Here is a 25,920-nt window from a genome sequence, read left to right as displayed (position 1 = left end):
GTAACAGAGAAAATGGGATGTAACATTGCCATTGACGGGCCGGCAGGAGCAGGCAAAAGCACAATTGCAAAGAGAGTGGCAAAGGAACTGTCTTTTATTTATGTAGATACAGGCGCTATGTACCGTGCCGTTGCACTTTATTTGCTGAGAAATGAAATTGACGGAACAGATGCGGAAGCAGTTGCAGGTAACTGTCAGAGCGCTGAGGTTTCCATTCGATATGAAAATGGAGAGCAAGTTGTAATTCTTAACGGTGAGAATGTAAATCAGTATATCCGTACGGAAGAGGTTGGAAACATGGCATCCAAAACATCTGCAAACCCGGCGGTAAGGGCACATCTTCTCAATCTTCAGAGAAATCTGGCAGCAAAGAACGATGTGGTAATGGATGGCAGGGATATTGGAACTGTAGTTCTTCCGGACGCACAGGTGAAGATTTATCTTACTGCCAGCGTGGAGACCAGAGCTAAGAGGCGTTATGATGAATATCTTGCCAAGGGCGAGAGTGCTGATCTTGAAGAAATCAAGAAAGACATTGAAAACCGGGATCATCAGGATATGACAAGAGAAATTTCTCCTCTTCGCCAGGCTGAGGATGCAGTGCTTGTGGATTCTTCTCTTATGAACATTGATGAAGTGGTAGCTGCGATCCTTGGAATTTACAAAGATAAGGTGGAATAAACCATGGAAGTAAAAGTTGCAAAAACAGCAGGCTTTTGCTTTGGCGTGCAGCGTGCAGTAGATAAGGTATATGAACTGATCGACAGCTGTCCGGACAGGCTTTTTACCCTGGGCCCCATCATCCACAATGAAGAAGTGGTAAATGATCTGGAAAAGAAAGGTGTCCGTGTTGCTTCAGAAGAAGAACTGAAAACTCTTCCAGAGGGCAGCACCGTAGTGATCCGCTCACACGGTGTTGGAAAAAAAGTCTACGATCAGCTGGAAGAGTGCGGCCTTTCCTATGTGGACGTGACCTGTCCTTTTGTCCTGAAGATCCACCGGATTGTGGAAAAGGAGAGCAAAGCCGGTTCCCATATTGTGATCATTGGAGATCCGGATCATCCTGAGGTTGTGGGAATCTGCGGCTGGTGTATAGGACCATATACTGTGATCCGCACCAAACAGGACGCACTGGATTTCGTGCCTCCGGAAGGCAAAAATGTGTGCATTGTGTCGCAGACCACATTTAATTATAATAAATTTAAAGATTTAGTTGAAATTCTCCGCAAAAAGAGGTATGATAATACTGTTTTAAATATTCTTAATATTTTAAACACTATTTGTAATGCTACCGAAGAACGGCAGAGAGAAGCAAAGAGCATAGCCGGAGAGGTAGACACTATGTTAGTCGTAGGAGGCCGACATAGTTCCAATACTCAAAAGCTGTTTGAAATATGTAAAAAGGAATGTGAAAATACTTACTATATACAAACACCTGTAGACTTGGATTCAGATATGTTCCAATGCAGTAGTTATGTAGGTATTACAGCAGGGGCTTCAACCCCAAAGAAAATTATTGAGGAGGTTCAAGAACATGTCAGAATTAAGTTTTGAACAGATGCTGGAAGATTCCGTAAAAACAATCAGAAATGGAGAAATCGTACAGGGAAAGGTCATCGATGTGAAAGAAGATGAAATTATCCTGAATATTGGCTATAAAGCTGATGGTATTATCACCAAGAGTGAATATAGCAATGATCCTTCCGTAGTACTCACAGACGCTGTACATGTAGGTGACTCCATGGAAGCCAAAGTGCTTAAGGTAAACGATGGCGAAGGCCAGGTTATCTTAACCTACAAGAGACTTGCTGCAGAGAAAGGCAATAAACGCCTTGAGGAAGCATTCGAGAACCAGGAAGTATTAAAGGCTCCTGTAACTCAGGTACTTGACGGTGGATTATGTGTTAACGTTGAGGAGACACGTGTATTCATTCCTGCAAGCCTTGTTTCCGACACATATGAGAAAGATCTCAGCAAATATGCTGATCAGGAGATTGAGTTCGTTATCACAGAGTTCAATCCAAGAAGACGCCGCATCATTGGTAACCGCAAACAGCTTCTTGTTGCTGAGAAAGCTAAGAAACAGCAGGAGCTTATGGAGCGTATCCATGTTGGCGATACAGTAGAGGGTGTTGTTAAGAACGTTACAGATTTTGGTGCATTCATCGATCTGGGCGGCGCTGACGGACTGCTTCACATCTCTGAGATGTCCTGGGGCAGAGTAGAGAACCCGAAGAAAGTCTTCACAGTTGGTGAGACTGTTAAAGTTATGATCAAAGATATCAAGGGCGAGAAGATTGCTCTTACAATGAAATTCCCGGAGGAGAATCCATGGCTTACAGCTGCTGAGGATTTCGCTGTTGGAAACGTAGTAACTGGTAAAGTTGCACGTATGACAGACTTCGGTGCATTTGTTGAGCTTGCACCTGGCGTAGATGCACTTCTTCATGTATCTCAGATTTCCAGAGAGCACGTTGCAAAACCATCTGATGTGCTTACAATCGGACAGGAGATCCAGGCTAAAGTTGTTGATTTCAATGGCGAAGACAAGAAGATCAGCCTTAGCATGAAAGCTCTTGAGGCTCCGGCTGAGGAAGAGTCTGTAGAGGAATAATTTAACCAAGAGGGATGTGTTGTGCATTTCTTTTATCCCATGTAAATAACCGCCATTCACAGGATTTGTGAATGGCGGTTGGTTTTGATATCATGAATATGATATTAGTAAAAAGACATTGTCTGTTAGAGCGTGTCTGGAAAAGGCTTTCTGCAAGATGTGCATCACAATTTGCGGGAATGATTTTTCAGATACGCTCTGGGGATGATGTCTTTTTTACGTGAGATTTTACGTGCTTTGGAAGTTTGAGTATGTTTGAAAAAGGTTTTGGGAATTTTGGAATATGGGTTGAAAGTTTATTTTAATTTCCAAAATAAAAATTCCAGGGTATGTATTAAATATTGCTTTTGCTTTTCTTCATTTTCCAGAAATTCTTCTGTGCATGGAAACCAGGTATAACAGGTCTCTCTTGTAGCAGATTTTTTCAGTCCTTTTTCCATAAATTTGCTAATAGATTTAGGTACTGCCATGTCCTCTCCGGGCAGATAATCATAACTTTTGTAATCGCTGTAATATTGGCGGATACGGCCATTGAAAGGCTTTACAAGGAGGCTTACCAGATTGTCCTGACCTGTAATATAGAATTCTTCTGTGCCGTTAGAAAAGGAAGCGGGCAGGCTGTAATGGGGGTTCATCTGCAAAATTAGATTTTCACCGTCAAAATCAGTTCCGCGAATAGTAAATTCACCATCCCTGAGTGCAAGATACCCCATCATTTTAAACACATCGCCAAGTCCGAGAAGATCTTCCATATTGTGTCCCATAACCGTATCCAGGTCCGTCTGCTCCTGGTGTGCCATATATTTTTTATAGATTTTAATGCATTCCCCGCCATTACAGTAAATGCGCTTCTGTTCTCCAAGAAAGGCTTCCATCTGTTCCTGTTTTAACCCTGGGAGCTTTAAAAATCCCTTCAGAGGGCGAAGCATTTTATACAGGTCAAAAGAAGAAATCCCCTCAAAAGGATCTGGCAGCTCGTAGAATTTATAACGAGCCTGAAGGTAAGGCTGATCAAAAGAATCTCCATTGTATTGGATGGTACAGCTGAAATTTTTTATAAATTCTGAAAAAACCTCCAATAATGCTTTTTCTTCCCGGAAATCGGGAGCAAGCCACTGATAAAGCTGCCAGGAACCAGATTCATAGCAAACTGCACCAATTAAATATAAAAAAGATGAATTTCGTCCCAATCCAGTGGTTTCAATATCATAAAATAATGGTGAAAAATTGACATTCTCAGTAGCATTTCCAGATAAATTTTTAACAGTCTCAAAGTCCGGAAAACCTTGTAAAATCGGCATTTTTTTAACAATCAGCATGTTTATACTCCTTTCATGGATTGTATTTAATTATACACAATTTTTTTATTTTTAGGTAGTGAATTTTTTCATAAAATGCGGTATAGTAGAATGTATAGAATAGTCAGAATATATAAAGAAAAGGAGAAATCTATGTGGGAGTTATCAATTAACGGAGTGGATTTCTATCACATTGCCAATTGGTTTTATATATACAGCTTTCTTGGATGGCTGTGGGAAACCTGTTATGTATCGGTGAGAAAAGGCAAGCTGATAAACAGAGGCTTTATCAATGGTCCTTTATGTACCATATATGGCTGCGGAGCACTTGCTGTTTATCTGATTCTTCTTCCTGTAAGCGGGGATCTGCTTCTTTTGTTTGTGGGAGGAGTTGTAGTTGCAACGGCTTTGGAATATGTGACAGCAGCTCTGATGGAGAATATTTTCCATACGTCATGGTGGGACTACAGTGATAAGAAGTTTAATTTTCAGGGACGTATCTGCCTGGGATGTTCCCTTGGATGGGGCTTATTTACAGTAGGGCTTTTCAGAGTCCTTCATCCGGTGGTCTCTGATTTTGTAGAGCTTTACTCCAGAAAAACAGGTGAGATTGCAGTTTGTGTGGTCACAGTTGTTTACATAGTGGATTTCGCTTTCTCAGCTGCAGCTGCATTCCATATTCACGAGCGTATTCCTGCATGGGAGCAGGCGCTGGATCAGATGCGTGTAGAACTGCTTGTACAGGCACGTGAGAAGATGGAGAATCTGGAGGAGAGCAGCGGACTTTCCAGAGAGAGAATCAAGAAACAGCTGGAGAGCAAGCTGGGACGCCTTGATGATGTTGCTCTGATCAAGGAACTGGAAGAGAAGAGAACTGCTATGCTGTCAGATATCTCTGAAGAGCTTCAGAAGCGTAAAGAGGCTATGGCAGGAAAGGTCAGCCACAACATGCAGCGTTTTGTAAAGGCATATCCGAATTTGAACCGTGGATATAAGATCCATAAGAAATATGGATTTGGCAGGAGAAATAAAGACGCTGAATAAATACTCAGACAAAAGTGATATTAATAATATAAATCAAACAGACAATAAATCAGGTTGCTGCGGACAAAAGAGTCAGTAATCAATAAAATAAAGGCGGTGAATATTAGTGCGATTAACTTTTAAAGGAGGCGTACACCCCTTCGAGGGGAAAGAAATGTCAAAGGACTGTCCGGTGGAGAAATATCTTCCTAAGGCAGATTTGGCATACCCATTGTCCCAGCACATTGGTGCTCCGGCGAAGCCTGTGGTTGCAAAGGGTGACCATGTGCTTGCTGGTCAGATGATCGCTGAAGCAGGCGGATTTGTATCTGCTCCTGTTCATGCTTCTGTATCTGGTACAGTGAAAGGGATTGAGAAACGTCTGACAGCTACCGGAAGTATGGTAGATTCCATTATAGTGGAGAATGACGGACTGTATGAAGAGGTGGAATTCCACCCGGCAGATCCGGCTTCGCTTACTCGTGAGGAGATTATCGGAAGGATTCGCGACGGCGGTGTAGTAGGTCTTGGAGGTGCAGGCTTTCCCACACATGTGAAGCTTTCCCCCAAGGAGCCTGACAAGATTGAATACATATTGGTGAACGGTGCAGAATGTGAGCCTTATCTTACAAGTGATTACAGGCGCATGATGGATCAGCCGGAGAAGGTTGTGGAAGGATTAAAGATTGTAGTCGGACTTTTTCCAAATGCAAAGGGCTGTATCTGCATTGAGGACAATAAGCCAGATTGTATTGCCAGAATGAAAGAACTGGCTGCCGGAGTCCCGAATATCGAAGTAAAAGAATTGATGACCAAATATCCCCAGGGTGGTGAGCGTACCCTGATCTATGCAGTGACAGGAAGAGAAATCAACTCCTCCATGCTTCCAGCAGATGCCGGATGTATTGTAGATAATGTTGAAACAATATGCAGTATTTATGACGCAGTGGCACTTGGAAGACCGATCATGAAGCGAATTTTCACAGTAACCGGTAAGGGCATCAACCGTCCGGCACATTTTGAAGTCTGTACAGGAACGGATATGGCCGAACTGATCGATGCAGCCGGCGGTCTGAAGGAGCATGCCGGCAAGGTGATTTCCGGCGGTCCTATGATGGGATTTGCCATGTATGATCTTCATGTACCATGTGTGAAGACCTCTTCTTCCCTTCTGTGTATGCAGAGTGACCCGGTATCAGATGCGAAAGAGGAAGAGACAGCCTGCATTAACTGCGGACGCTGTGTAAGCGTCTGTCCCGGACATGTTATTCCGGCAAGACTTGCGACCTTTGCACAGCGCGGCGATATGGAGAGCTTCCAGAAGTTTGATGGAATGGAATGCTGTGAATGCGGCTGCTGCAGTTACATCTGTCCGGCCAAACGTCCGTTGACCCAGAGCATTAAGTCCATGCGTAAAATGGTTCTGGCAAGCAGGAAGAAGAAATAATAAGGGGGAAGAAATAAATGGAACAAATGTTTAATGTATCATCTAATCCCCATGTCCGGGCAAGGATGACCACTGCAAAAATCATGCAGCTGGTTGTCATAGCGCTTTTGCCTGCTGCCCTTATGGGAATTTATAATCATGGATTAAAGGCTCTTGCCGTTCTGGTGGTATCCACCGGTTCAGCTGCGCTTGCAGAGTGGTTATATGATCATTTTATGCACAAAAAGAACACTGTGAAGGATTTCAGTGCAGTGGTAACCGGACTTCTTATCGGTCTGAACATGCCGGCAGGAATTCCGCTCTGGATTCCGGTGCTCGGCAGTATTTTTGCAATTATTGTGGTAAAACAGCTTTTTGGCGGTCTTGGCCAGAACTTTATGAACCCGGCCCTGGCAGCCCGCTGTTTCCTTATGATTTCCTTTGCCGGCAAGATGACAGATTTTTCTGTATCAGACAGCTTTAAAGGTGCTGTTGACGGTGTGACAGGAGCCACTCCTCTGGCCGCTCTTCGTGACCATGGCTTTGTGGCAGGCTCCTCCGTTCCGGTTAAGAATCTGATTTTTGGTAATATCCAGGGAACCATCGGAGAGACATCTGTAATTGCCATTTTGATCGGTGCAGCAATCCTGCTTTGCTACAAAGTGATCAGCGCCAGAATTCCGTTGACCTATATTGGCAGCTTTGCAGTATTTGTGATCATCTATATGCTTGCTTCCGGCAAAGGCTTTGATGTAAATTATCTGCTCACCCATCTTTGTGGCGGTGGTCTTATGCTTGGTGCATGGTTTATGGCAACAGATTACGTTACAAGCCCCATTACACCAAAGGGGCAGTATGTATATGGCGTCTGTCTTGGTGTTCTTACCGGAATTTTCCGTATTTTCGGAGCTTCCGCAGAGGGCGTTTCCTATGCGATTATTTTCTGCAACCTGCTGGTACCTCAGATTGAGCGTTTCACCCGTCCGGTTGCTTTTGGAAAAGGAGGCGCGAAGAAATGAAAAATAAGATCGTGAAAGATACTCTTGCGCTGACTGTGATCACACTGGTTTCCGGACTGCTTCTTGGTCTTGTAAACGATATTACAGCAGGTCCGATTGCAAGCCAGCAGGCGAAAGAGAAGGAAGAGGCATATAAGGCAGTATTTGCTGATGCAGCCAGCTTCGAGACTGTTACAAGCGGTGAGGATACTGATCTGGAAAGCTATCTGGATGAAAACGGTTACAAGGCTCAGAATATTGATGAAGTCATGCTTGCAAAGGATGACCAGGGAAATGAACTTGGCTATGCCTTTACCGTAACCACAGCAGAAGGCTACGGCGGAGATATTCAGTTTGCCATGGGCGTTCAGGATGATGGAACTCTGAACGGAATTTCCATTTTATCCATCAGTGAGACCGCTGGTCTTGGTATGCGTGCAACTACAGATGATTTTAAAAATCAGTTCAAGGATAAGAACGTAGAGAAATTTACCTACACAAAAACTGGTGCCACCTCTGATGATGAGATCGATGCTTTAAGTGGTGCGACAATTACCACAAATGCCATGACAAATGGCGTCAATGCAGGACTTGCCGCATTCCGTTATGAGAAAGGGGGCAGCCAGAAATGAAAAAGAATACACCATCTGAACGACTGATAAATGGTATTATCAAAGAAAATCCTACTTTTGTGCTGATGCTTGGTATGTGTCCAACACTGGCCATCACCACATCCGCAATCAATGGTATCGGAATGGGACTTACCACAACGGTAATTCTGGCAGCATCCAACCTGATGATCTCCCTGCTCCGTAATTTTATTCCGGACAGTGTGCGTATGCCTGCTTACATCGTTGTTGTAGCATCCTTTGTAACAATTGTGCAGATGCTTCTCCAGGGCTTTATCCCGTTTTTGTATTCTTCCCTTGGAATTTACATTCCGCTGATCGTTGTAAACTGTATCATTCTGGGAAGAGCAGAGGCTTATGCATCCAAGAACAAACCGATTCCTTCACTTTTTGATGGTATTGGAATGGGACTTGGATTTACTTTAAGTATCACCTGTATCGGTGCGGTACGTGAGCTGATCGGTGCCGGCAGTATTTTCGGCAAACAGATCCTTCCTCTTGCAGATGCTGCAGCGGGAAAAATAGGCTATGAGCCGGTAACTATCTTTATTCTTGCACCTGGCGCATTTTTTGTCCTTGCGTTTTTATCTGCGCTTCAGAACAAATTCAAGATTGGTGCTGCAAAACGAGGCATTGATCCAAGCAATCCGGATTGCAAGGGCGGCTGTGCTTCCTGCGGAAATTCCATGTGTTCGGGAAAAAGGGGGTAAGAGAAGATGAAAGAATTATTACTGATCATTGTAAGCTCTGCGCTGGTAAATAACGTAGTCTTGAGCCAGTTTATGGGACTTTGCCCTTTCCTTGGAGTCTCCAAGACTACAGATACGGCAGCTGGTATGGGCGGTGCGGTTATTTTTGTAATCACCTTGTCCTCCTTTGTAACAAGTGTGATCTACAAGCTGATCCTTCAGCCGCTTGATCTGACTTACCTTCAGACCATTGTGTTCATTCTGATCATTGCAGCACTGGTGCAGTTCGTAGAAATGTTCCTGAAGAAAAGTATGCCTTCTCTTTACAAAGCACTTGGCGTGTATCTGCCTCTGATCACCACAAACTGCGCAGTTCTTGGTGTGGCTCTTACAAACGTGCAGAAGGATTACAATATTCTGGAAGGCACTGTAAACGGTTTCGCAACAGCATTTGGTTTCTCCATTTCTATTGTGCTGATGGCAGGAATCCGTGAGAAAATTGCCTACAACGATATTCCGGAAGCTTTCCAGGGATTTCCAACCGTTCTTCTGACAGCTGGACTGATGGCGATTGCGTTCTTCGGATTTTCAGGATTAATTTAAGGAGGCGTCGGGATGAATATTAGTGCGATTATAGCAGCAACAATTCTGGTTGCAGCAGTAGGCCTCTTCATCGGTGTTTTTCTTGGAGCAGCCGGAAAAAAATTTGCTGTTGAAATTGATGAGAAGGAAGTTGCCATAAGAGAAGCTCTTCCTGGAAATAACTGTGGTGGCTGCGGATATCCGGGCTGTGATGGTCTGGCAGCAGCAATTGCCAAAGGTGAAGCGCCTGTAAACCGTTGCCCGGTAGGCGGCGAGCCTGTTGGGAAAATAATTGCCGGTATTATGGGACAGGCGGCAGTTGAGACTGCCCGTCAGGTAGCTCATGTAAAATGCTCCGGAACCTGTGAAAAAGCGAAAGAAGAGTATATTTACACTGGAGTGGAAGACTGCGAGATGCTTCCTTTCGTGCCAAACGGCGGAGCAAAGACCTGTACATATGGTTGCTGTGGCTTTGGTAGCTGCGTAAAGGTCTGTCCATTTGATGCCATTCATATTGTAGATGGCATTGCAGTAGTAGATAAAGAAGCATGTAAAGCCTGTGGTAAATGTGTTGCCAAATGTCCGAGACATCTGATCGAGCTGATTCCGTACGACCAGAAAGTGGCTGTGGACTGCAGCTCCCATGATAAGGGCAAACAGGTAATGGCTGCCTGTGAGATTGGCTGTATCGGTTGCAAGAAGTGCGAGAAGACCTGTCCGAACGGTGCAATTACCGTTGAAGATTTCTGTGCACATATTGATTATGAGAAGTGTACAGGATGCGGAGCATGTAAGGAGGCCTGTCCGAGAGGGGTTATCCGGGAGGCGTAAAATAAAAATGAAAAGCCTGTATTTTCAGACTGTTGGCATAGAATGTAATTTTTATGAGAACCAGCAGCTGGAATACAGGCTTTTTATATTGTAGAAATGTTCCAATTCCCCAAAGTCTTTCAGACAGCCATCTTTTTTGTTTACGCTTCGTTGCGTGTGTGGTATGATGTTCCAATCAGGATTATATAGTTGCAGATAAAGAATACTGCAAGATTTTTTTTATTAAATATTACAAACAAAAGAGGAGACATGCATATGATCTGGAAATTAATTTGGCTGTTTCTCATCTATTCCTTTGCAGGATGGGTGCTTGAGACAGTTCTTGCATCCCTGAAACAGAAGAAATTCGCAAACAGAGGTATTATCAACGGTCCGTTCTGTCTGATCTATGGATTTGGAGGATTCTTCATTACTGCATTTACAAGAGAACTGACTGGCATCTGGCTGTTTCTTGGCTGTGCCATTGTAGCCTCCCTGCTTGAGTGGATCGCCGGTCATTTAATTGAAATGTGGTACCACGAAAGATGGTGGGATTACCGGAATATCAAGTGGAATCTGGATGGATATGTCAGCGTACCGACCTCCTGTGTCTGGGGTCTTCTTGGTGTATTTGTGATCAAAATTGGAAACGGGCTTTGCATGTCTTTGTACAGTCTTCTTCCGGGACTTATAAGCAGAATTCTCATACTGGTTCTGATGGGATTTCTGGCAGTGGATGCTATTGCCACACTGACCATCCTTTTTGGGCACAGCAAGAATCCTGAAAGATGGATCGCTGCTGACCGGGATATTGATTCCGCAACAAAGAAGCTTGGGGCAAAAATTGATGATGTTGTAAATCGTCGAATTACCAAAGCATATCCTCAGAAGCAGCACACGGAGAGCGAAGAGGCACATCCGGAGATTTTTGCCTACGGCTGCAGCTTTTATAAAATCGTACTGCTGTTTTTTATCGGCGCATTTCTTGGAGATATTACAGAGACTATTTTCTGCAGGATCACAGCCGGATATTGGATGAGCCGCAGCAGTGTGGTATGGGGAGATTTCAGTATTGTGTGGGGCCTTGCCATTGCAGCAGTTACAGCTCTTCTCTACAAATACAGAAACCGCTCCCAGCAGTTCCTTTTCTGGATGGGTACATTTCTTGGTGGTGCCTATGAATATATCTGCAGTGTTTTCACAGAAATTGTATTTGGAACTGTATTCTGGGATTACAGTGATATCCCGTTTAACCTTGGCGGCAGGATTAATCTTCTGTATTGCTTCTTCTGGGGATTTGCAGCAGTGGCATGGTTTAAAATATTCTATCCGCCTGTTTCCAGGCTGATCGAGAAGATTCCGGTGAAAATTGGAAAAATCATTACCTGGCTTCTTATTATATTTATGCTTGCTGACGGAATTGTATCCAGCGCTGCACTTGCGCGTTATAATGCCAGAAGCAATGGCATAGAAGCGGAAAACAGCTTTGAAAGCTGGGTGGACAAACATTTTGACGATGAGCGGATGGCGCAGGTATATCCCAAGGCAAAGAAGGTTGGTTAAGGACTTGTTTTAACCGAATAATTGCTTGATATAAATTCTAGAAGTTATAATAATGCTGTCAGTGTGAAAGGATTTTTTACACCGACAGCTTATTTTTTGCCGGAATTTAACAGGGGGAAAACAGCGGATTTTACAAATAATGTATAAAATCATACGTGTTCGAATTAATCGCTTTATGAAAAAGAAGGAGAAAATGTACATGAAAGCAAAAAAGATCAGCGCATTATTATTAGCAGCAGCAATGACCGCTTGTGCGGTTCCTGCACAGGGTGCAGCAGCAGATGAACCAAAAGTTCCGAAATATATTTTCTTGTTTATTGGTGATGGAATGAGTTATCCTCAGGTTCAGACAACAAACTATTATCTGAATGCAATTGAAGATGATGGAGATGATATTCTTACAAGTGAAAGCAAGCTGAATATGATGAAATTTCCGGTAGCAGGCTCTGCGCAGACCTATGACAGCACTTCATTCTGTCCGGATTCCGCTTCTACAGCTACTTCCATTTCCACAGGTCATAAGACTTATAGTGGAACCATCAATATGGATGAGAAGATGGAAACTTCTTATGAGACAATTGCTGAAAAATTAAAAAAACAGCTTGGCTATAAGGTTGGAATTCTTTCTTCCGTAAACTTAAATCATGCAACACCGGCTGCATTTTATGCTCATCAGGCTTCCCGAAATAACTATTATGAAATTGGTCAGGAACTGATTGCAAGTAATTTTGATTATTTTGCAGGTGGTGGTCTTAAGAAAACAACTGGTTCAGAGGGAGACCAGACAGATTTATATGAGCTTGCTCAGGAAGCTGGATATAAAGTGATTAAGACAAAAGCAGAGGCAGAAAATCTTACTGCAGAAGATGGAAAAGCAATTGTAATTGATGAGACACTTGCTGATGACGATGCGATGAGCTATGATATGGATCTGGAAGATGGCGAATGGGGTCTTTCTGACTATGTGAAAAAAGGTATTGAAGTTCTGGATAATGATACTGGATTTTTCATGATGGTTGAGGGAGGAAAAATTGACTGGGCCTGTCATGCAAATGATGCAGCTGTAACTATTACAGATACTGTTGCAATGGATGAGGCAGTGGGAAAAGCTGTTGATTTTTATAACGAGCATCCAGACGAAACTTTGATTTTGGTAACAGGTGATCACGAGACAGGTGGTCTTACCATAGGATTTGCAGGCACCGACTATGATACATTTCTTGCAAATATCAGTAATCAGAAAATCTCTTACGCAAAATTTGATTCTGATTATGTAGCGGCATATAAAGAAAACAAAACTGATTTTGATACAGTAATGGCTGATATCACAGAACTCTTTGGTCTGCAGGCACCTACTGGTACAACAGAGTCCTCAAATCAGGCTGACAGCAAGGATGTGCACCCAGAAGGCGAAGAAGATAAGGGAAGTCTTGTAATGACAGATTATGAGTATCAGAAGCTTCAGAATGCTTATGAGGAAACAATGAGCAGAACAGGAGAAGAGGAAGAGTTTGGTCAGGAAGAATATCTGATGTATGGAAGCTATGAACCACTTACTGTAACAATTACTCATATTCTGAACAACAAGTCTGGCATTAATTTTGCATCTTATGCACATACAGGACTTCCGGTGGAAGTATTTGCCATGGGAGCCGGACAGGAGCAGTTTGAAGGCTATTATGACAATACCGATATTTTCAATAAAGTGGCTGCAATTACAGGAGTAAAATAAATGGTAAGAGACAGACTTAAAAAAAGTTCTGTTTCTATAATAGCAATATTGTTAATCCTCATCCTCATAGTTCTTCCAACGGGCTATGAGGATGCTGCTATTTATAAGGGAACAGACAGAGTAAGAGCAAAGGTGATTTCCACAGATGAAAGCTCTGTGATTAATAATGGCTTGATTCAGTCAGGCGAGCAGTATTGTAAGGTGAAAATACTTGATGGAAAGTTTAAAAATGAGACTGCAGATGCAGTAAATATGCTGAGTGGCTCTTTGGAAGCGGACAAAATATTTCAGAAAGGAGATGTTGCCCATGTAGTAATCAGTTATAGCAAAGATAAGATTCTTTCAATTATGATGAGTGACCATTATCGTCTGGATAAAGAAGCTATTCTGGCTGGATTATTTGTTTTGCTTTTAATCGGGTTTGCAGGAAAAACAGGTTTAAGAGCAGTATATTCGTTTCTCATTACAATTTTGGCAATCTGGAAAATTTTGACACCAGCTTATTTAAAAGGTGCGAATCCAATATGGTGGGGAATTGCGTTGACTGCCTTTCTTACTCTTCTTATTATATTTTTGGTGTACGGATTTGACAGAAAAACACTGGCTGCATCTTCAGGTGCTTTGCTGGGGGTGTTTGTGACTTGTGTTATGGGGTGTATTTTTACAGACGCTTTTAAAATTCACGGAGCAGTTATGGCATATTCGGAAAGTCTTTTGTACGCTGGTTATCAGAATCTGAATCTTTCTCAGATTTATATGAGCGGTATTTTTATCGGAGCATCAGGTGCTATGATGGATCTGTCCGTTGATATTACTTCGGCAGTAAATGAAGTAATTTGTAAAAAGCCGAATATTGGATGGAAAGAAGCAGCCAGATCAGGAATGAATGTTGGCAGAGCAGCAATGGGAACTATGACTACCACATTGCTTCTTGCTTATTCTGGCGGTTATATTGCTCTTTTGATGACGTTTATGGCGCAGGGAACACCAATTGATAATATTATGAATTACAAGTATGTTGCAGCTGAATTACTGGATACTGTAGTTGGAAGCTTCGGGCTTGTGACAGTTGCCCCTTTTACAGCCCTGACAAGTGCCTGGCTTCTTACAAAGAAAAAATAATACTACACTTTTACTATTATTTTCTGAAAATTAAAGTGCTATACTCCTTTCGGACAAGGAAATAAGGGCCCGCAAGTTTCCTTCCTGCAACTGAAAGGAGTATTTTATTATTATGAAAAGAAAATATATCGCTTGCCGGCGCGTCCTTTTTGAAAAAATCGAATGAATGTTTGCTTTTTTCGGTGGAATATGGTATGATGACAAAGAATTTCGAATATAACTCTTTACAATAGATAAAACAGGAGGTCCTCCCCATGATCTCATTCATCCGAGGAACAGTAGCAGACCTTACCGAGAATTCTGCAATCATAGAATCAAATTGCATCGGATTTGAAATAAATATGACCGGAAACGCTCTGGCACAGCTGCACATTGGACAGGAAGTGAAGCTTCATACTTATTTTCAGGTAAGAGAAGATGCAATGGTTCTCTATGGATTTTTCAATAAAGATGATTTACAGGTGTTTAAACTCCTTCTTGGTGTAAACGGAGTTGGACCGAAAGCTGCTCTGGGAGTTCTGGCAGGAATCACTGCAGATGAGCTTCGCTTTGCTGTTCTTTCCGATGATGTGAAAACTTTGTCAAAAGCCCCTGGAATCGGTAAAAAAACAGCCCAGAAGCTGATCCTGGAGCTGAAGGATAAGCTCAGTCTGGAAGAAGCCTTTGAGCAGAAGCTTGCCAATGAACAGGCTCAGGCTACTACAGCTGCAGCTGGAGCAGGAATGACAGATGCCAGACAGGAAGCAGTAGAAGCACTGGTGGCACTTGGCTACAGCAGTACAGATGCCCTCCGCGCAGTGCGCAAGGTGACAGATGTGGAGCCGACGGATGTAGAAGGAATCCTGAAAGCTGCATTGAAGAATTTTTAGATTCCATAAATTTTTTCGCAAAGGGTGCTATCGTGAATGAAATGCATCCCGGTATATAAATGCAAACACTAATTTCAAGAGGTAAAAAATGGACAATCGTATCATAACCACTGATGTTATGGAAGAGGATTTTTCTCTGGAAGGGAATCTTCGCCCACAGACCCTGGACGAGTATATTGGCCAGGAAAAAACCAAAAATACCTTAAAAGTATATATTGAAGCTGCCAAACAGCGTCACGATTCCCTGGACCATGTCCTTTTCTATGGCCCTCCGGGACTTGGAAAAACTACCCTTTCCGGTATTATTGCCAATGAAATGGGTGTGCATATGAAAGTGACTTCCGGCCCTGCAATTGAGAAGCCTGGAGAAATGGCGGCGATTCTGAATAATCTTCAGGAAGGGGATATTCTTTTTGTAGACGAGATCCATCGCCTGAACAGACAGGTGGAAGAGGTGCTTTATCCTGCCATGGAGGATTTCGCCATCGATATTATGATCGGGAAGGGCGCTTCCGCCAGGTCGATCCGACTGGATTTGCCGAAATTTACCCTTGTAGGTGCTACCACCAGAGCCGGGCTTCTTTCTGCGCCGCTCCGCGACCGTTTTGGTGTAATTCATCATCTGGAATTTTACAGTAAGAAGGAACTAACCACAATCATCATGCGCTCTGCCCAGGTACTTGGAGTAGAAATTGACGTGAAAGGTGCCGGAGAGATCGCCATGCGCTCCCGGGGAACGCCCCGTCTTGCAAACCGTCTGTTAAAGCGTGTCCGTGATTTTGCCCAGGTGAAATATGATGGAAGGATCACTTACGATGTTGCATGCTTTGCTTTGAACCTTCTGGAGGTAGATCAATATGGTCTGGACAAACTGGACCGCCAGATCCTGACTACTCTTATTGTAAATTTCAAAGGCGGCCCTGTTGGACTTGACACTTTGGCAGCAGCCATCGGTGAAGATTCCGGTACTTTAGAAGATGTGTATGAGCCGTACCTTCTGAAAAATGGCTTTCTGAACCGCACCCCGAGAGGGCGGATGGCCTCCGCACTTGCTTACGAACACCTTGGTTTTCCTGTTCCGGAAATATAAAAGATAAACTTTTGTAAAAAATCCTATACTTTTCAACATTTTTCGATTATAATAGGAGTGCTTACATAAATTGTAATACGAAAAGATAATAAACAGACTGGTTTTTCCGGGCATATTATGTTGCTGGTCACAGAGTGAACAGTAACAATATGAAGTTGCTGTTTTCTGCTAATATTCCGCGATACGGTTACTGTCTATAGAAGAAAAGCAGCGGATTATTTGTGGGTAACAGTGTAAGGAGAAGCTGGTAGTATAAAGATACAGGAGGCTTGAACGAATGGCGGTCAAGAATACAGCACAGGTGATCATCGGGGGTAAGATCATTACCCTTGGAGGATATGAATCAGAGGAATATTTCCAGCAGGTTGCATCATATATGAATAAGAAGATAGGAGAGCTGGAGACTGTGCCAGGATACGGCAGACAGCCTATGGAGACCAAGCATATGCTTCTCAGCCTGAACATTACCGACGATTACTTCAAGGCGAAGAAGCAGGTGGAGACTTATGAACTTGATCTGCAGCAGAAGGATCAGGAGATGTATGATCTGAAGCATGAGCTTATTTCTCTTCGTATGCAGATTGAAGAGGCACAGAAGAATGAACAGGAAGCCCTTGACGAGAAGAATCTTCTGGAGGGTAAAGTAAAAGAACTGGAAAAAGAACTGGATGAAATGCTGAAATAATAGCAGGAGGGATTGCTTAGGTGATTCCTCTTTTCCTTTATCAGAGTGTGTAAAAAACGTTTTCGCAATTTGCAGATTTAGGCCTGCTATACATAAAGGAAAAAGCTGTGAATTGTGGAGGCTGTTTTCATTGAAGAAACCTTAAATTTTCATAAAAATTGGAGGACAAACTTTGAATCCTAATAACATAGAATTGCTGGCTCCTGCCGGTTCCTACGAAGGCTTTGAAGCTGCACTTGGAGCAGGTGCGGACGCTGTGTACGTAGGCGGTGCAATGTTCGGAGCCAGAGCATATGCCCAGAATTTTAACGAAGAAGAGCTTCTTCGCGCCATTGATGTGGCGCATATTCATGGTAAGAAGCTGTATCTTACGGTCAATACCCTGTTAAAAAATAGAGAATTAAAAGAAGAACTGGTTTCCTATCTGGAACCATACTACAATGCAGGCCTGGATGCAGTGATCGTCCAGGATATGGGAGTATTTTCCCTTTTGAAAAAAGAATTTCCGAAACTTCACCTTCATGCCAGCACGCAGATGACTGTAACTGGTCCGGAAGGAATGAAATTCCTGGCAGATCAGGGGGCGACCCGGGTGGTAGCTGCAAGAGAACTTTCCCTTCAGGAACTTTCCCGTATGCATGAAGCCTGCCCAATTGAGATAGAGGCTTTTGTCCATGGAGCACTTTGCTACAGCTATTCAGGACAATGTCTGATGAGCAGTCTTTTGGGAGGCAGAAGCGGAAACAGAGGCCGTTGTGCCCAGCCATGCCGTCTGCCGTACCAGGTGAAGAATTTCAGGGCAAAAGAGTATGGAAAAGGAGAATTCTGCCCGTTGAGCCTGAAAGATATCTGTACCATTGAAATTTTGCCTGAAATTATAGAAGCGGGAGTTACCTCTCTGAAAATAGAGGGCAGAATGAAGCAGCCGGCTTACACTGCTGGCGTTACCGGTATGTATCGGAAATATCTGGATTTTCTTTTTGAAAAAGGACCTGCGAATTATCATGTGACAGAAAAAGATAAAAAATATCTTCTGGATCTGTTTAACAGAGGCGGTTCCTGTACAGGCTACTATCAGATGGGAAATGGTCCTCAGATGATGGCATTTACAAATGAGAAAAAAACGGGGGAAGTTTTTCTGGAAACGAAGCAGCTGAAAGAGAAAATTACAGGCGAACTTCACCTTGTCCCCGGTTCTCCGGTTCTTCTTTATGTTTCCTGTCAGGGGGAAGATGCATATGAATGTGTTGGAGAAGTACAATACGCAAAGAGCCAGCCGGTAACGGAAGAGCGGGTGCGTCAGCAGATGGACAAGCTGGGAAACACCTCATTTATATGGGAAAAACTGGAAATTTTTATGGAAGATTCCGTTTTTGTTCCCATGAAGACTTTAAATGAGGCGCGGCATCAGGCATTAGAGGAACTGAAGGAGAAGCTTTTACAAAAATACAGGCGAAACGTGGGAGACGAGCGGGTTAAGAGAATTGCGGAGGAGACGCCGGCAAAAATCAGTGCGATTGCGGCCTGTGATAATGTTCCCCGCAAAAAAGAGGAATACATTCCGGTTTACGTGTCCTGTGAAAGCGAGGAGGCTTCTGAAGTCCTCTGCCAAAAAGACGGAATCCAGGGTATTTATCTTCCTTACGCATTAATAGAGAAACATTTGCAGACAGGTCTTGACAATGGAAAAGAAATGTATCTTTCTCTTCCTCATATTACAAGAGAAAATCCACCGGAAGGCTATATGGAGCAGGTGAAAAAGTGGCTGGAAGCAGGGCTGAGCGGATTTCTTGTGCGGAATCTGGAGTCCTACAGTGCACTGGCACAGATGGGACTGGCAGACAAGTGTGTGCTGGATCACTCCCTGTATACCTGGAATGATGAAGCCATCCGTTTCTGGAAAGATCAGGGAATCCTTCGAAATACAGTTCCCCTGGAGCTGAATGAGAAGGAACTTCGCCACAGAGAAAATGCAGGCAGCGAGATGATTGTCTACGGCCGTCTGCCTCTTATGCACAGCGCCCAGTGTGTACGAAAGAATACTTTCGGCTGCAATGGACAGGAGGAGAGGCTTGTTCTGAAAGACCGTTATGACAAGGAATTTCCTGTAGTCTGTTATTGTCGTCCATGGAAAATGGGAAATACAAAGGCGGCAGAGTCGTGTTATAATATCATCTATAACAGTCTGCCATACGGTCTTTTGAAGGAAGCTGACAGGGTGAAAGAGCTTGGTGTTTCATCTGTAAGACTGGCTTTTACCATAGAAAGCAGGGAAGAAACAGAACGGATCGTGGAAGACTTTGTGGCTGCATATCATGGCAGCCAGGTATCTCACGAATATGAGTTTACAAAAGGTCATTTTAAAAGAGGAGCCGAGTAAAGGCGTATGATTAATATTGTTGTTGAATTATCCAAATATGTGATCCTGACACTGATGATCGTGTACACAGTTTTGTGCTACTACCTTGTTGTGGGGAAACACGCTTCAGACAGGAAAGGACTTTTAAGAAGTCAGATCACTTTAACCTTTTTTCTGGATTTTACCGCATTTGTTGTGATTTTTCTGAAAACCTTTGATTTTAAGGTTGTCATCTTTTATGCAGAAATGATGATATATTTTGCTGCGATCCTTATTTTATACCGCAGAATTTATAAAAATGCGTCTATGCTGCTTTTAAATAATATGTGCATGCTTTTAAGCGTTGGATTTATAATGCTGTGCAGGCTGGATATTGCCTCTGCCAATAAGCAGCTTTTGATCGTTGCGTGCGGAAGTGCAGTGGCGCTGGTGATCCCGGTTATGATCCGCAAGATGAAATTTCTCAAGGATCTTACCTGGGTGTATGCAGGGCTTGGGATTGTTCTTCTTGGAGCAGTTCTTGTTCTGGCACAGACAAGCTACGGCGCCAAGCTTTCTCTGATGGGAATCCAGCCTTCCGAGGTGATCAAGCTCACCTTTGTGTTCTTTATGGCATCCCTTCTGGCAAGAGAGGTAACTTTTAAGAAAGTTGTGCTGGCTACTGTTGTGGCAGGTCTCCATGTGGGAATCCTGGTGCTTTCAAGAGATCTTGGAAGCGCTGTAATCTTTTTTGCAGCTTATCTGGTGCTGATCTATGTATCAACCAGGAAGCCGGCATACCTTTGCATTGGAATTGCAGGCGGTACAGCAGGCGCTGTAGTGGCATATCACCTGTTTGGTCATGTAAGGCAGCGTGTCAGTGCGTGGAAAGATCCTATGGCAGTTTATCAGAATGAAGGATACCAGATTGTACAGTCCCTGTTTGCCATTGGTACAGGCGGATGGTTTGGAATGGGACTTTGCCAGGGCTCTCCGGAGAAAATTCCGGTTGTAAAAAACGACTTTATTTTCAGTGCGATCTGCGAGGAGCTTGGCGGGATTTTTGCCATCTGCCTGATCTTTGTGTGTATGAGCTTTTTCCTTACTATCGTGGAGATTGCCCTGCAGATCAAGAATCCATTTTATAAACTGATCGCCATTGGTCTTGGTGCGGAATATGCGTTTCAGGTGTTCCTTACCATTGGAGGTGCTACCAAATTCATACCTATGACAGGTGTGACTCTTCCTCTGGTCAGCTATGGAGGAAGTTCCATTATGTGTATGATTTTGATGATCGCTATTATCCAGGGCTTGTATATTTATAGAGAGGACGAGGACGAAGAAATTGAGAGACATCGACGAGAGGCAGCAAAGAGAGCGAGACAGAGAGCTGTTGAGGCAGCGGAAGAAAGAGATTACTAAAAAGCGAAAAGCCAGAAATAAAGAATATACCTTTGTTTCCATCTTCTTTGGGATTATTTTTATCAGTATGATCGGGTATCTGATTTATTTCGATGGCTTTAAAAGCGATGATTTTATTAACAGCCCTTACAATACCAGACAGGATTCCTTTTCCGACCGTGTAGTACGAGGTAAGATCCTGTCTTCTGACGGACAGATTTTGGCGCAGACCAATGTAAGTGAGGATGGAACTGAGACACGTAATTATCCATATTCCAATATGTTCTCCCATGTTGTGGGTTATGATACCAATGGAAAAAGCGGTCTGGAATCAGAGGCGAACTTTACCCTTCTGACTTCCCATTCCTTTTTTCTGACGCAGATGAAGAATCAGTTCCTTAATGAGAAGAATACAGGAGATACGGTTGTATCTACCCTGAATGCCAATCTTCAGAGCATTGCATACAATGCATTGGGTGACAGAAGAGGGGCTGTTGTGGTAATGGAACCATCTACCGGAAAAAGGCTTGTAGAAGTGAGCAAGCCTGATTTTGATCCCAATACCATTGGGGATAATTGGGACTATCTGGTAAACGACGAGAATGACAGCAGTCTTCTGAACAGAGCCACAAATGGTGCATATCCGCCAGGTTCCACCTTCAAGGTTGTGACTGCACTTGACTATTTCCGCAAAAAAGGAACTTTTGAGGGATACAATTATCTCTGTGAGGGAAGTATCACCTTGCAGGATCACACGATCCACTGTTATCACAATACAGTTCACGGGCAGGAGAATTTCTATTCTGCATTTGCAAATTCCTGTAACTGTGCATTTGCAGATATTGGAGTTGGTCTTGGGGGTGCGTCTCTTCGCGAGACTGCGGAGAATCTTCTGTTTAACAAGAGTCTGCCTCTGAACTCCTACAGAACCAGCAGCTTTTCCCTTGATGCAGATTCCGTAACGCCTCTGATCATGCAGACTGCCATTGGACAAGGCAATACTCTTGTGTCTCCTATGCATATGGCATTGATCACCTGTGCCATTGCAAATGACGGTGTTCTGATGAAACCTTATCTTATTGACGAGGTGGTAAATGACAATGGCGATTCAGTAAAAAAGACAGAACCGGTAGCTTATAAACGGCTGATGAGTTCCAATGAGGCCAATCTTCTTGGCAAATTAATGAAACAGGTGGTTGATTCCGGTACAGCTTCCGCACTTTCCGGCAGAAGCTATACAGTAGCAGGTAAAACTGGTTCCGCAGAGTTTGACGAGGAAGGACACAGCCATTCCTGGTTTATCGGCTATTCCAATGTGGATGATCCGGATCTGGTGGTTGCCGTGATCGTGGAGAATGGCGGTTCCGGCAGTGAGGCAGCAGTTCCGATTGCGGGACAGATTTTTGATGCTTATCACGCCAGCTAAAAGCAATCTATATGATATTCCCTGTTGCCAGTTTTCTGAAAAAGAGGTATACTATATACAGTTTAGAAAACACACGCATTACAGGAGGATTGCAGCATGATAGAAGCAACGAGCTGTGGCGGTGTGGTAATTCATCGAGGTAAGATTCTTGCACTATATAAATCTTACAAAAACCGTTACGAAGGCTGGGTTTTACCGAAAGGAACCGTAGAGCCAGGAGAGACTCATGAGCAGACCGCATTGCGGGAAGTGAAGGAGGAAGCTGATGTCAGAGCTTCCATTGTGAAGTATGTAGGCAAGAGCCAGTACAATTTCACAGTGCCGGAAGACATGGTCAATAAAGAGGTACACTGGTATCTTATGACGGCGGATAATTATCATAGCAAGCCTCAAAGAGAGGAATTTTTCGTGGACTCCGGGTATTACAAGTTTCACGAGATTTACCATCTGCTTCGTTTTGCAAACGAGAAGCAGATCGTTGAGAAGGCGTACCAGGAATATCTGGAACTGCGAAGTGCCGGATTATGGGACAGGCAGCAGAAATATTTCTGATTCATGGGGAGAATAAAGGCTGCGTAGCTGATTTACGCAGCCTTTATTATATGATAATGTTGCTAGAGCCTGTTTGAAAAAGCATTCCCGCAATCTGCACGCCCCACTTTGCGGTATATTTTGCCCGAATTCGGTTGCCGTAGCCCGCTACGGCGCCCTCCTCCGGACAAAATCTCCCACAAATTGTGACGCACATCTTGCAGAAAGCCTTTTTCAAACACGCTTTAGCATCTGACAGGTTCGTTCTGTGAACGAGGTTCACAAGAAATGCTTTGCGGAATAGTTGCAAAATGTTTAAAATTTCCAGAGAAGGGAATCATTAATATAACAAAAGGTGTATGTCAAGCAGTAATAACAAAGGAGAGTTGTGCCGAATATGCTGAAATGGCGAGAAGACTATTATGTGGGAGAAGGAATCAAAGACGCGGCAAAAGCACGGAGGAGGATTGACGCAGGCAGGGTGGCTTTTGGTGTTTATCTGGTCACATTGTCTGAGAATCCGGGAAATCTTCTTGAAATTGTACCGTCCTACATGCTGATCCAGAAGAGCTATTATGCCAGATGTCCTGAGATTGTTGGTATGGCGAAGGGAAAAGACGAAGCCATTGATCTGGCAGTAGATATTGTGAAGAATATTTACGGGGAGACAGGTGCATTTCAGGTAAAAGAATATTTTAAGAACAGGTGAGCGCATGTTACATATACTGTGGATCCTCATAAAGTTTATATTGATCATACTGGGAATCCTGCTGGGATTTGCGCTTCTGGCAGTGCTTCTTCTGTTGTTCTGCCCGGTACGCTACCAGGCGAGGGCTGTGAAGGAGACCGGCAGCTTCAAGGAGACAGAACTGGAAGCCAGAATTACCTGGCTGTTCCACGTCATAGGCGTCAGGTTTTGCTTTCATAATGGAGAAGGAAAGCTGGTGATCCTGTTTTTTGGAGTTTCATTAGAAACTATAAAAGGCTGGCTTAAGAAGCTAAAAGGCGGCAGAAGAAAGAACTCCGTCAGCCAAACCTCCAGGAGTAAGGCAAAGAAGAGGAAAAAGAAATCTGCGCAAACGAAGGGAATATCTCAGGAGAACAGAACAAAAAAGCCAGATGTAAAAGAAGCTTCTGGTGAAGAGTCGAATGTGAGTAATGCTGTTGCTGAAGAGAAAACTAAGCAGATGGCAGAGTCTCGCATAGAAACTGAGAAGAAAGCATCTCAGCCTGAAGCACATGCAGCAGAGAATTTTCAAGATCATGCACCAAAAACTGAGGCGGTGCTGTTGGAAAATAATACAGCAGAACCGCAGACAGGGAAGCCATCAGCAGAGAAGCAGGAAAAAAATATCAAATCTGCTTCAAAGTCCGGCTTAATTACGCGTATTTGGGAAATACTAAGCAAAATAATCCGATTCCCGGGTAATCTGTGGAATAAGGTTATTTCAATAATTAAAGGTATAATTGAGAAAATTAAAAATATAAAGAAAACAATTTCAGGAATCACAGATAAGCTTGGCTGGTGGAAAGAATTTCTTACCAATGAACGGACCAAGGCTGCAATTTCTCTTATATGGAAAGATGCAAAAGGTCTGCTCCATCATGTACTTCCAACGAAATTGGAAGGTGATGTTACTTTTGGATGCGATGATCCGGCCATTACCGGGACAGTTCTGGCAGTGCTTGGTATGACCTTTCCATTTCACAAGAACAGGATTCATGTGAATCCGCTTTTTGATGGAGAGAACCAGCTGACTGGAAATGTATTTCTGAAAGGTCGTATTTATGGCATTGTGCTTATCAAGGCAGCAATAGAGATTTACTTCAATAAAAATATAAAATACGTTATCAACCGATGGAAGCATAAGGAGGACTAGAAATGGAAAACGAAAACAACTTTAAAGAAACCGTAAGCTCCCTGTTTAAGGGAATGGATGGATTTGTATCTGCGAAGACAGTGGTAGGAGATGCGATCCATGTAGGAGACACCATTATACTTCCACTGGTGGATGTATCCTTTGGTGTAGGCGCTGGTGCATTTGCAGGTGATAAAAAGAACAATGGCGGCGGAGGTCTCGCCGGAAAGATGACCCCATGCGCAGTTCTGGTAATCCAGAATGGTACCACCAAGCTTGTAAACGTAAAGAACCAGGATGGTCTTACTAAAGTTCTGGATATGGTTCCTGACTTTGTAAACCGCTTCGCACCTGGCGGAGATAACAGCGCGGATGAAACTGTAGATTCTGAAGAGAACTAGATCGTGTCTGATCGAGTAACTGATTATAAAAGCTGCAGGCGGTTATTTTAGAAGTTAATGTGTTCAGATGTGGCATTTTAGCATAAAATATACTAAACCAAAGAGGCAAGGCTGTATGAATTATGGGAAAAGCTCTTGGTTTTATGCTGTTTTTCATCGGACTTGGAATGGTGATCGGCTTGCTTGTCTCCGAGACCACCGCACTTCTGATTGCAGCAGCTTTGTGTATGCTGTGTGGCTATCATTTATTTTGTAAATAAAATGGGTATGAAAAGATTATCAGCGAATCCTTTCATACCCATTTACATTTTATGTAACTATCCATTTATTAAAATAATATCTGTCTGGGAGAAGCTGCTCTGGAGTTTGTTGAAAAAAGGCTTTCTGCAAAATGTGCGCCACACTTTGCGAGAATGATTTTCAAACACACTTAGAAAATGCTTATTCGGGAAACAAAAAAATAGCCCCCACAAAACTGTGAGGGCAGGTGTTTCTTAGGCTCTTTCAACGTTTCCGGATCTTAAGCAGGAAGTACATACGTACATTTTCTTAGCTCCGCCTTCAGTTTTAACCTTAACGGATTTCACGTTTGATTTCCACATCTTATTGGATCTTCTATGGGAATGACTCACATTATTTCCGAAATGAGCACCTTTTTCACAAATTGCGCATTTAGCCATGATAGCACCTCCTTGACGCTTTTTTTCAACAGTTCATATTCTAACAGATGGAAAAACATTTTGCAAGCAAAAAAAGGAAAATTTTAAAACAATTTAAAATAAATTTGCTATTTGCGTGGATGCGTGCTAAAATTGGACATTGTGTTATGAATGA

29 protein-coding genes and 1 pseudogene are annotated in these 25,920 nt (G+C 43.2%); 25 read left to right on the top strand and 5 right to left on the bottom strand.

Annotated features, from left to right (window positions below; translation table 11 throughout):
- Positions 1 to 12: 12 nt before the first annotated feature.
- From cmk to rpsA, 3 genes are read left to right on the top strand one after another with little or no spacing between them, the layout of a single operon-like run.
- Positions 13 to 681, top strand: a complete 669-nt coding sequence (cmk, locus tag AB5706_RS04750) for a (d)CMP kinase (protein WP_148461990.1) — start codon at positions 13 to 15, stop codon at positions 679 to 681.
- Positions 682 to 684: 3 nt separating this feature from the next.
- A complete protein-coding gene (ispH, locus tag AB5706_RS04745) occupies positions 685 to 1,554 on the top strand; it encodes a 4-hydroxy-3-methylbut-2-enyl diphosphate reductase (protein ID WP_148461991.1) in 870 nt (289 codons plus the stop codon).
- Entirely contained in the window at positions 1,535 to 2,614 is a 1,080-nt protein-coding gene (rpsA, locus tag AB5706_RS04740) for a 30S ribosomal protein S1 (protein ID WP_118578042.1), read from the top strand. The genes ispH and rpsA overlap by 20 nt, the downstream gene beginning before the upstream one ends.
- A 1-nt stretch (position 2,615) precedes the next feature.
- Here rpsA and AB5706_RS04735 read toward each other — a convergent pair whose 3' ends face one another.
- Positions 2,616 to 2,795: a DUF6783 domain-containing protein gene (locus AB5706_RS04735; protein ID WP_368365915.1), complete on the bottom strand. Its 180-nt coding sequence runs from the start codon at positions 2,793 to 2,795 to the stop codon at positions 2,616 to 2,618.
- Positions 2,796 to 2,910: 115 nt separating this feature from the next.
- Positions 2,911 to 3,933, bottom strand: coding sequence for a ribonuclease H-like domain-containing protein (locus AB5706_RS04730; protein ID WP_227199147.1), 1,023 nt, complete (start codon positions 3,931 to 3,933; stop codon positions 2,911 to 2,913).
- A gap of 132 nt (positions 3,934 to 4,065) precedes the next feature.
- Here AB5706_RS04730 and AB5706_RS04725 point away from each other — a divergent pair, with 132 nt between their 5' ends.
- The 17 genes from AB5706_RS04725 to AB5706_RS04645 all read left to right on the top strand — a co-directional run bounded on the left by AB5706_RS04725 (position 4,066) and on the right by AB5706_RS04645 (position 22,847).
- Positions 4,066 to 4,956, top strand: a complete 891-nt coding sequence (locus AB5706_RS04725) for a putative ABC transporter permease (RefSeq protein ID WP_173717753.1) — start codon at positions 4,066 to 4,068, stop codon at positions 4,954 to 4,956.
- A 100-nt stretch (positions 4,957 to 5,056) separates the two neighbouring features.
- Positions 5,057 to 6,382: an electron transport complex subunit RsxC gene (gene rsxC / locus AB5706_RS04720; protein ID WP_256144057.1), complete on the top strand. Its 1,326-nt coding sequence runs from the start codon at positions 5,057 to 5,059 to the stop codon at positions 6,380 to 6,382.
- A gap of 17 nt (positions 6,383 to 6,399) precedes the next feature.
- Entirely contained in the window at positions 6,400 to 7,380 is a 981-nt protein-coding gene (locus tag AB5706_RS04715; RefSeq protein ID WP_118578045.1) for an RnfABCDGE type electron transport complex subunit D, read from the top strand.
- A complete protein-coding gene (locus tag AB5706_RS04710; protein WP_173715974.1) occupies positions 7,377 to 7,991 on the top strand; it encodes an RnfABCDGE type electron transport complex subunit G in 615 nt (204 codons plus the stop codon). The genes AB5706_RS04715 and AB5706_RS04710 overlap by 4 nt, the downstream gene beginning before the upstream one ends.
- Complete coding sequence (rsxE, locus tag AB5706_RS04705) at positions 7,988 to 8,698, top strand: electron transport complex subunit RsxE (RefSeq protein ID WP_173715975.1); 711 nt, start codon at positions 7,988 to 7,990, stop codon at positions 8,696 to 8,698. The genes AB5706_RS04710 and rsxE overlap by 4 nt, the downstream gene beginning before the upstream one ends.
- A 6-nt stretch (positions 8,699 to 8,704) precedes the next feature.
- Positions 8,705 to 9,280 (top strand): electron transport complex subunit RsxA, encoded by a 576-nt coding sequence (gene rsxA, locus AB5706_RS04700; protein WP_021925525.1) that lies wholly within the window; start codon positions 8,705 to 8,707, stop codon positions 9,278 to 9,280.
- 12 nt (positions 9,281 to 9,292) lie between these two features.
- Complete coding sequence (locus AB5706_RS04695; protein WP_173773324.1) at positions 9,293 to 10,090, top strand: RnfABCDGE type electron transport complex subunit B; 798 nt, start codon at positions 9,293 to 9,295, stop codon at positions 10,088 to 10,090.
- A gap of 255 nt (positions 10,091 to 10,345) precedes the next feature.
- Entirely contained in the window at positions 10,346 to 11,632 is a 1,287-nt protein-coding gene (locus AB5706_RS04690; protein WP_330602879.1) for a putative ABC transporter permease, read from the top strand.
- 199 nt (positions 11,633 to 11,831) lie between these two features.
- The gene (locus tag AB5706_RS04685; RefSeq protein WP_472515471.1) at positions 11,832 to 13,364 is read left to right on the top strand and encodes an alkaline phosphatase; all 1,533 of its coding nucleotides are present in this window, start codon (positions 11,832 to 11,834) and stop codon (positions 13,362 to 13,364) included.
- On the top strand, positions 13,365 to 14,486 hold the full coding sequence (locus tag AB5706_RS04680; RefSeq protein ID WP_173773321.1) for a YibE/F family protein: 1,122 nt from the start codon (positions 13,365 to 13,367) through the stop codon (positions 14,484 to 14,486).
- A gap of 254 nt (positions 14,487 to 14,740) precedes the next feature.
- Positions 14,741 to 15,355: a Holliday junction branch migration protein RuvA gene (gene ruvA, locus AB5706_RS04675; RefSeq protein ID WP_118578051.1), complete on the top strand. Its 615-nt coding sequence runs from the start codon at positions 14,741 to 14,743 to the stop codon at positions 15,353 to 15,355.
- Positions 15,356 to 15,443: 88 nt separating this feature from the next.
- The gene (gene ruvB, locus AB5706_RS04670; protein WP_173715981.1) at positions 15,444 to 16,445 is read left to right on the top strand and encodes a Holliday junction branch migration DNA helicase RuvB; all 1,002 of its coding nucleotides are present in this window, start codon (positions 15,444 to 15,446) and stop codon (positions 16,443 to 16,445) included.
- Between the two features lie 277 nt (positions 16,446 to 16,722).
- On the top strand, positions 16,723 to 17,130 hold the full coding sequence (locus tag AB5706_RS04665; protein WP_021925518.1) for a cell division protein ZapA: 408 nt from the start codon (positions 16,723 to 16,725) through the stop codon (positions 17,128 to 17,130).
- Positions 17,131 to 17,302: 172 nt separating this feature from the next.
- Positions 17,303 to 19,510 carry a U32 family peptidase gene (locus tag AB5706_RS04660; RefSeq protein ID WP_233456019.1) on the top strand — a complete coding sequence of 736 codons (2,208 nt, stop codon included), beginning with the start codon at positions 17,303 to 17,305 and terminating at the stop codon, positions 19,508 to 19,510.
- Positions 19,511 to 19,516: 6 nt separating this feature from the next.
- Positions 19,517 to 20,890 carry an FtsW/RodA/SpoVE family cell cycle protein gene (locus AB5706_RS04655; protein ID WP_118578052.1) on the top strand — a complete coding sequence of 458 codons (1,374 nt, stop codon included), beginning with the start codon at positions 19,517 to 19,519 and terminating at the stop codon, positions 20,888 to 20,890.
- On the top strand, positions 20,814 to 22,295 hold the full coding sequence (locus AB5706_RS04650; protein ID WP_173715982.1) for a peptidoglycan D,D-transpeptidase FtsI family protein: 1,482 nt from the start codon (positions 20,814 to 20,816) through the stop codon (positions 22,293 to 22,295). Before AB5706_RS04655 ends, AB5706_RS04650 begins: the two co-directional genes overlap by 77 nt.
- A 96-nt stretch (positions 22,296 to 22,391) precedes the next feature.
- Positions 22,392 to 22,847 carry an NUDIX hydrolase gene (locus AB5706_RS04645; protein WP_021925514.1) on the top strand — a complete coding sequence of 152 codons (456 nt, stop codon included), beginning with the start codon at positions 22,392 to 22,394 and terminating at the stop codon, positions 22,845 to 22,847.
- Positions 22,848 to 22,893: 46 nt separating this feature from the next.
- On the opposite strand, the pseudogene AB5706_RS04640 reads toward AB5706_RS04645, so the two are convergent.
- A pseudogene (locus AB5706_RS04640) lies at positions 22,894 to 23,004 on the bottom strand (DUF6783 domain-containing protein); the annotation flags it as partial.
- Here AB5706_RS04640 and AB5706_RS04635 point away from each other — a divergent pair.
- From AB5706_RS04635 to AB5706_RS04615, 5 genes are all read left to right on the top strand, one after another.
- Positions 22,963 to 23,082: a DUF6783 domain-containing protein gene (locus AB5706_RS04635; protein ID WP_325064515.1), complete on the top strand. Its 120-nt coding sequence runs from the start codon at positions 22,963 to 22,965 to the stop codon at positions 23,080 to 23,082. The pseudogene AB5706_RS04640 and the gene AB5706_RS04635 sit on opposite strands and share 42 nt — an antisense overlap.
- A gap of 141 nt (positions 23,083 to 23,223) precedes the next feature.
- Complete coding sequence (locus tag AB5706_RS04630) at positions 23,224 to 23,535, top strand: hypothetical protein (protein ID WP_148462001.1); 312 nt, start codon at positions 23,224 to 23,226, stop codon at positions 23,533 to 23,535.
- A gap of 4 nt (positions 23,536 to 23,539) precedes the next feature.
- Complete coding sequence (locus AB5706_RS04625) at positions 23,540 to 24,706, top strand: DUF2953 domain-containing protein (protein ID WP_368365912.1); 1,167 nt, start codon at positions 23,540 to 23,542, stop codon at positions 24,704 to 24,706.
- Positions 24,707 to 24,708: 2 nt separating this feature from the next.
- The gene (locus tag AB5706_RS04620; RefSeq protein ID WP_118578055.1) at positions 24,709 to 25,086 is read left to right on the top strand and encodes a GerW family sporulation protein; all 378 of its coding nucleotides are present in this window, start codon (positions 24,709 to 24,711) and stop codon (positions 25,084 to 25,086) included.
- 122 nt (positions 25,087 to 25,208) lie between these two features.
- Positions 25,209 to 25,346, top strand: coding sequence for a hypothetical protein (locus AB5706_RS04615; RefSeq protein WP_173715983.1), 138 nt, complete (start codon positions 25,209 to 25,211; stop codon positions 25,344 to 25,346).
- 68 nt (positions 25,347 to 25,414) lie between these two features.
- On the opposite strand, the gene AB5706_RS04610 is transcribed toward AB5706_RS04615, so the two are convergent.
- Together AB5706_RS04610 and rpmB are read right to left on the bottom strand one after the other, a co-directional pair.
- Positions 25,415 to 25,516, bottom strand: coding sequence for a DUF6783 domain-containing protein (locus AB5706_RS04610; protein ID WP_368365911.1), 102 nt, complete (start codon positions 25,514 to 25,516; stop codon positions 25,415 to 25,417).
- Between the two features lie 64 nt (positions 25,517 to 25,580).
- Complete coding sequence (rpmB, locus tag AB5706_RS04605) at positions 25,581 to 25,766, bottom strand: 50S ribosomal protein L28 (RefSeq protein WP_118578056.1); 186 nt, start codon at positions 25,764 to 25,766, stop codon at positions 25,581 to 25,583.
- Positions 25,767 to 25,920 lie beyond the last annotated feature (154 nt).

Origin of the sequence: Ruminococcus sp. RTP21484sp1_RTP21277st1_D2_RTP21277_210401 (assembly GCF_040924225.1) — a bacterium.
Lineage (GTDB): Bacteria > Bacillota > Clostridia > Lachnospirales > Lachnospiraceae > Blautia_A > Blautia_A faecis.
This window is presented reverse-complemented; position numbering and strand designations above follow the sequence as displayed.

Bases quoted from the DNA above. Each gene is read 5' to 3' on its own strand.
- cmk (WP_148461990.1), top strand. From the start codon at position 13: ATGGGATGTAACATTGCCATTGACGGGCCGGCAGGAGCAGGCAAAAGC.
- ispH (WP_148461991.1), top strand. From the start codon at position 685: ATGGAAGTAAAAGTTGCAAAAACAGCAGGCTTTTGCTTTGGCGTGCAG.
- rpsA (WP_118578042.1), top strand. From the start codon at position 1,535: ATGTCAGAATTAAGTTTTGAACAGATGCTGGAAGATTCCGTAAAAACA.
- AB5706_RS04730 (WP_227199147.1), bottom strand. From the start codon at position 3,933: ATGCTGATTGTTAAAAAAATGCCGATTTTACAAGGTTTTCCGGACTTT.
- AB5706_RS04725 (WP_173717753.1), top strand. From the start codon at position 4,066: ATGTGGGAGTTATCAATTAACGGAGTGGATTTCTATCACATTGCCAAT.
- AB5706_RS04715 (WP_118578045.1), top strand. From the start codon at position 6,400: ATGGAACAAATGTTTAATGTATCATCTAATCCCCATGTCCGGGCAAGG.
- AB5706_RS04710 (WP_173715974.1), top strand. From the start codon at position 7,377: ATGAAAAATAAGATCGTGAAAGATACTCTTGCGCTGACTGTGATCACA.
- rsxE (WP_173715975.1), top strand. From the start codon at position 7,988: ATGAAAAAGAATACACCATCTGAACGACTGATAAATGGTATTATCAAA.
- rsxA (WP_021925525.1), top strand. From the start codon at position 8,705: ATGAAAGAATTATTACTGATCATTGTAAGCTCTGCGCTGGTAAATAAC.
- AB5706_RS04695 (WP_173773324.1), top strand. From the start codon at position 9,293: ATGAATATTAGTGCGATTATAGCAGCAACAATTCTGGTTGCAGCAGTA.
- AB5706_RS04690 (WP_330602879.1), top strand. From the start codon at position 10,346: ATGATCTGGAAATTAATTTGGCTGTTTCTCATCTATTCCTTTGCAGGA.
- AB5706_RS04685 (WP_472515471.1), top strand. From the start codon at position 11,832: ATGAAAGCAAAAAAGATCAGCGCATTATTATTAGCAGCAGCAATGACC.
- AB5706_RS04680 (WP_173773321.1), top strand. From the start codon at position 13,365: ATGGTAAGAGACAGACTTAAAAAAAGTTCTGTTTCTATAATAGCAATA.
- ruvA (WP_118578051.1), top strand. From the start codon at position 14,741: ATGATCTCATTCATCCGAGGAACAGTAGCAGACCTTACCGAGAATTCT.
- ruvB (WP_173715981.1), top strand. From the start codon at position 15,444: ATGGACAATCGTATCATAACCACTGATGTTATGGAAGAGGATTTTTCT.
- AB5706_RS04665 (WP_021925518.1), top strand. From the start codon at position 16,723: ATGGCGGTCAAGAATACAGCACAGGTGATCATCGGGGGTAAGATCATT.
- AB5706_RS04655 (WP_118578052.1), top strand. From the start codon at position 19,517: ATGATTAATATTGTTGTTGAATTATCCAAATATGTGATCCTGACACTG.
- AB5706_RS04645 (WP_021925514.1), top strand. From the start codon at position 22,392: ATGATAGAAGCAACGAGCTGTGGCGGTGTGGTAATTCATCGAGGTAAG.
- AB5706_RS04630 (WP_148462001.1), top strand. From the start codon at position 23,224: ATGCTGAAATGGCGAGAAGACTATTATGTGGGAGAAGGAATCAAAGAC.
- AB5706_RS04625 (WP_368365912.1), top strand. From the start codon at position 23,540: ATGTTACATATACTGTGGATCCTCATAAAGTTTATATTGATCATACTG.
- AB5706_RS04620 (WP_118578055.1), top strand. From the start codon at position 24,709: ATGGAAAACGAAAACAACTTTAAAGAAACCGTAAGCTCCCTGTTTAAG.
- AB5706_RS04615 (WP_173715983.1), top strand. From the start codon at position 25,209: ATGGGAAAAGCTCTTGGTTTTATGCTGTTTTTCATCGGACTTGGAATG.
- rpmB (WP_118578056.1), bottom strand. From the start codon at position 25,766: ATGGCTAAATGCGCAATTTGTGAAAAAGGTGCTCATTTCGGAAATAAT.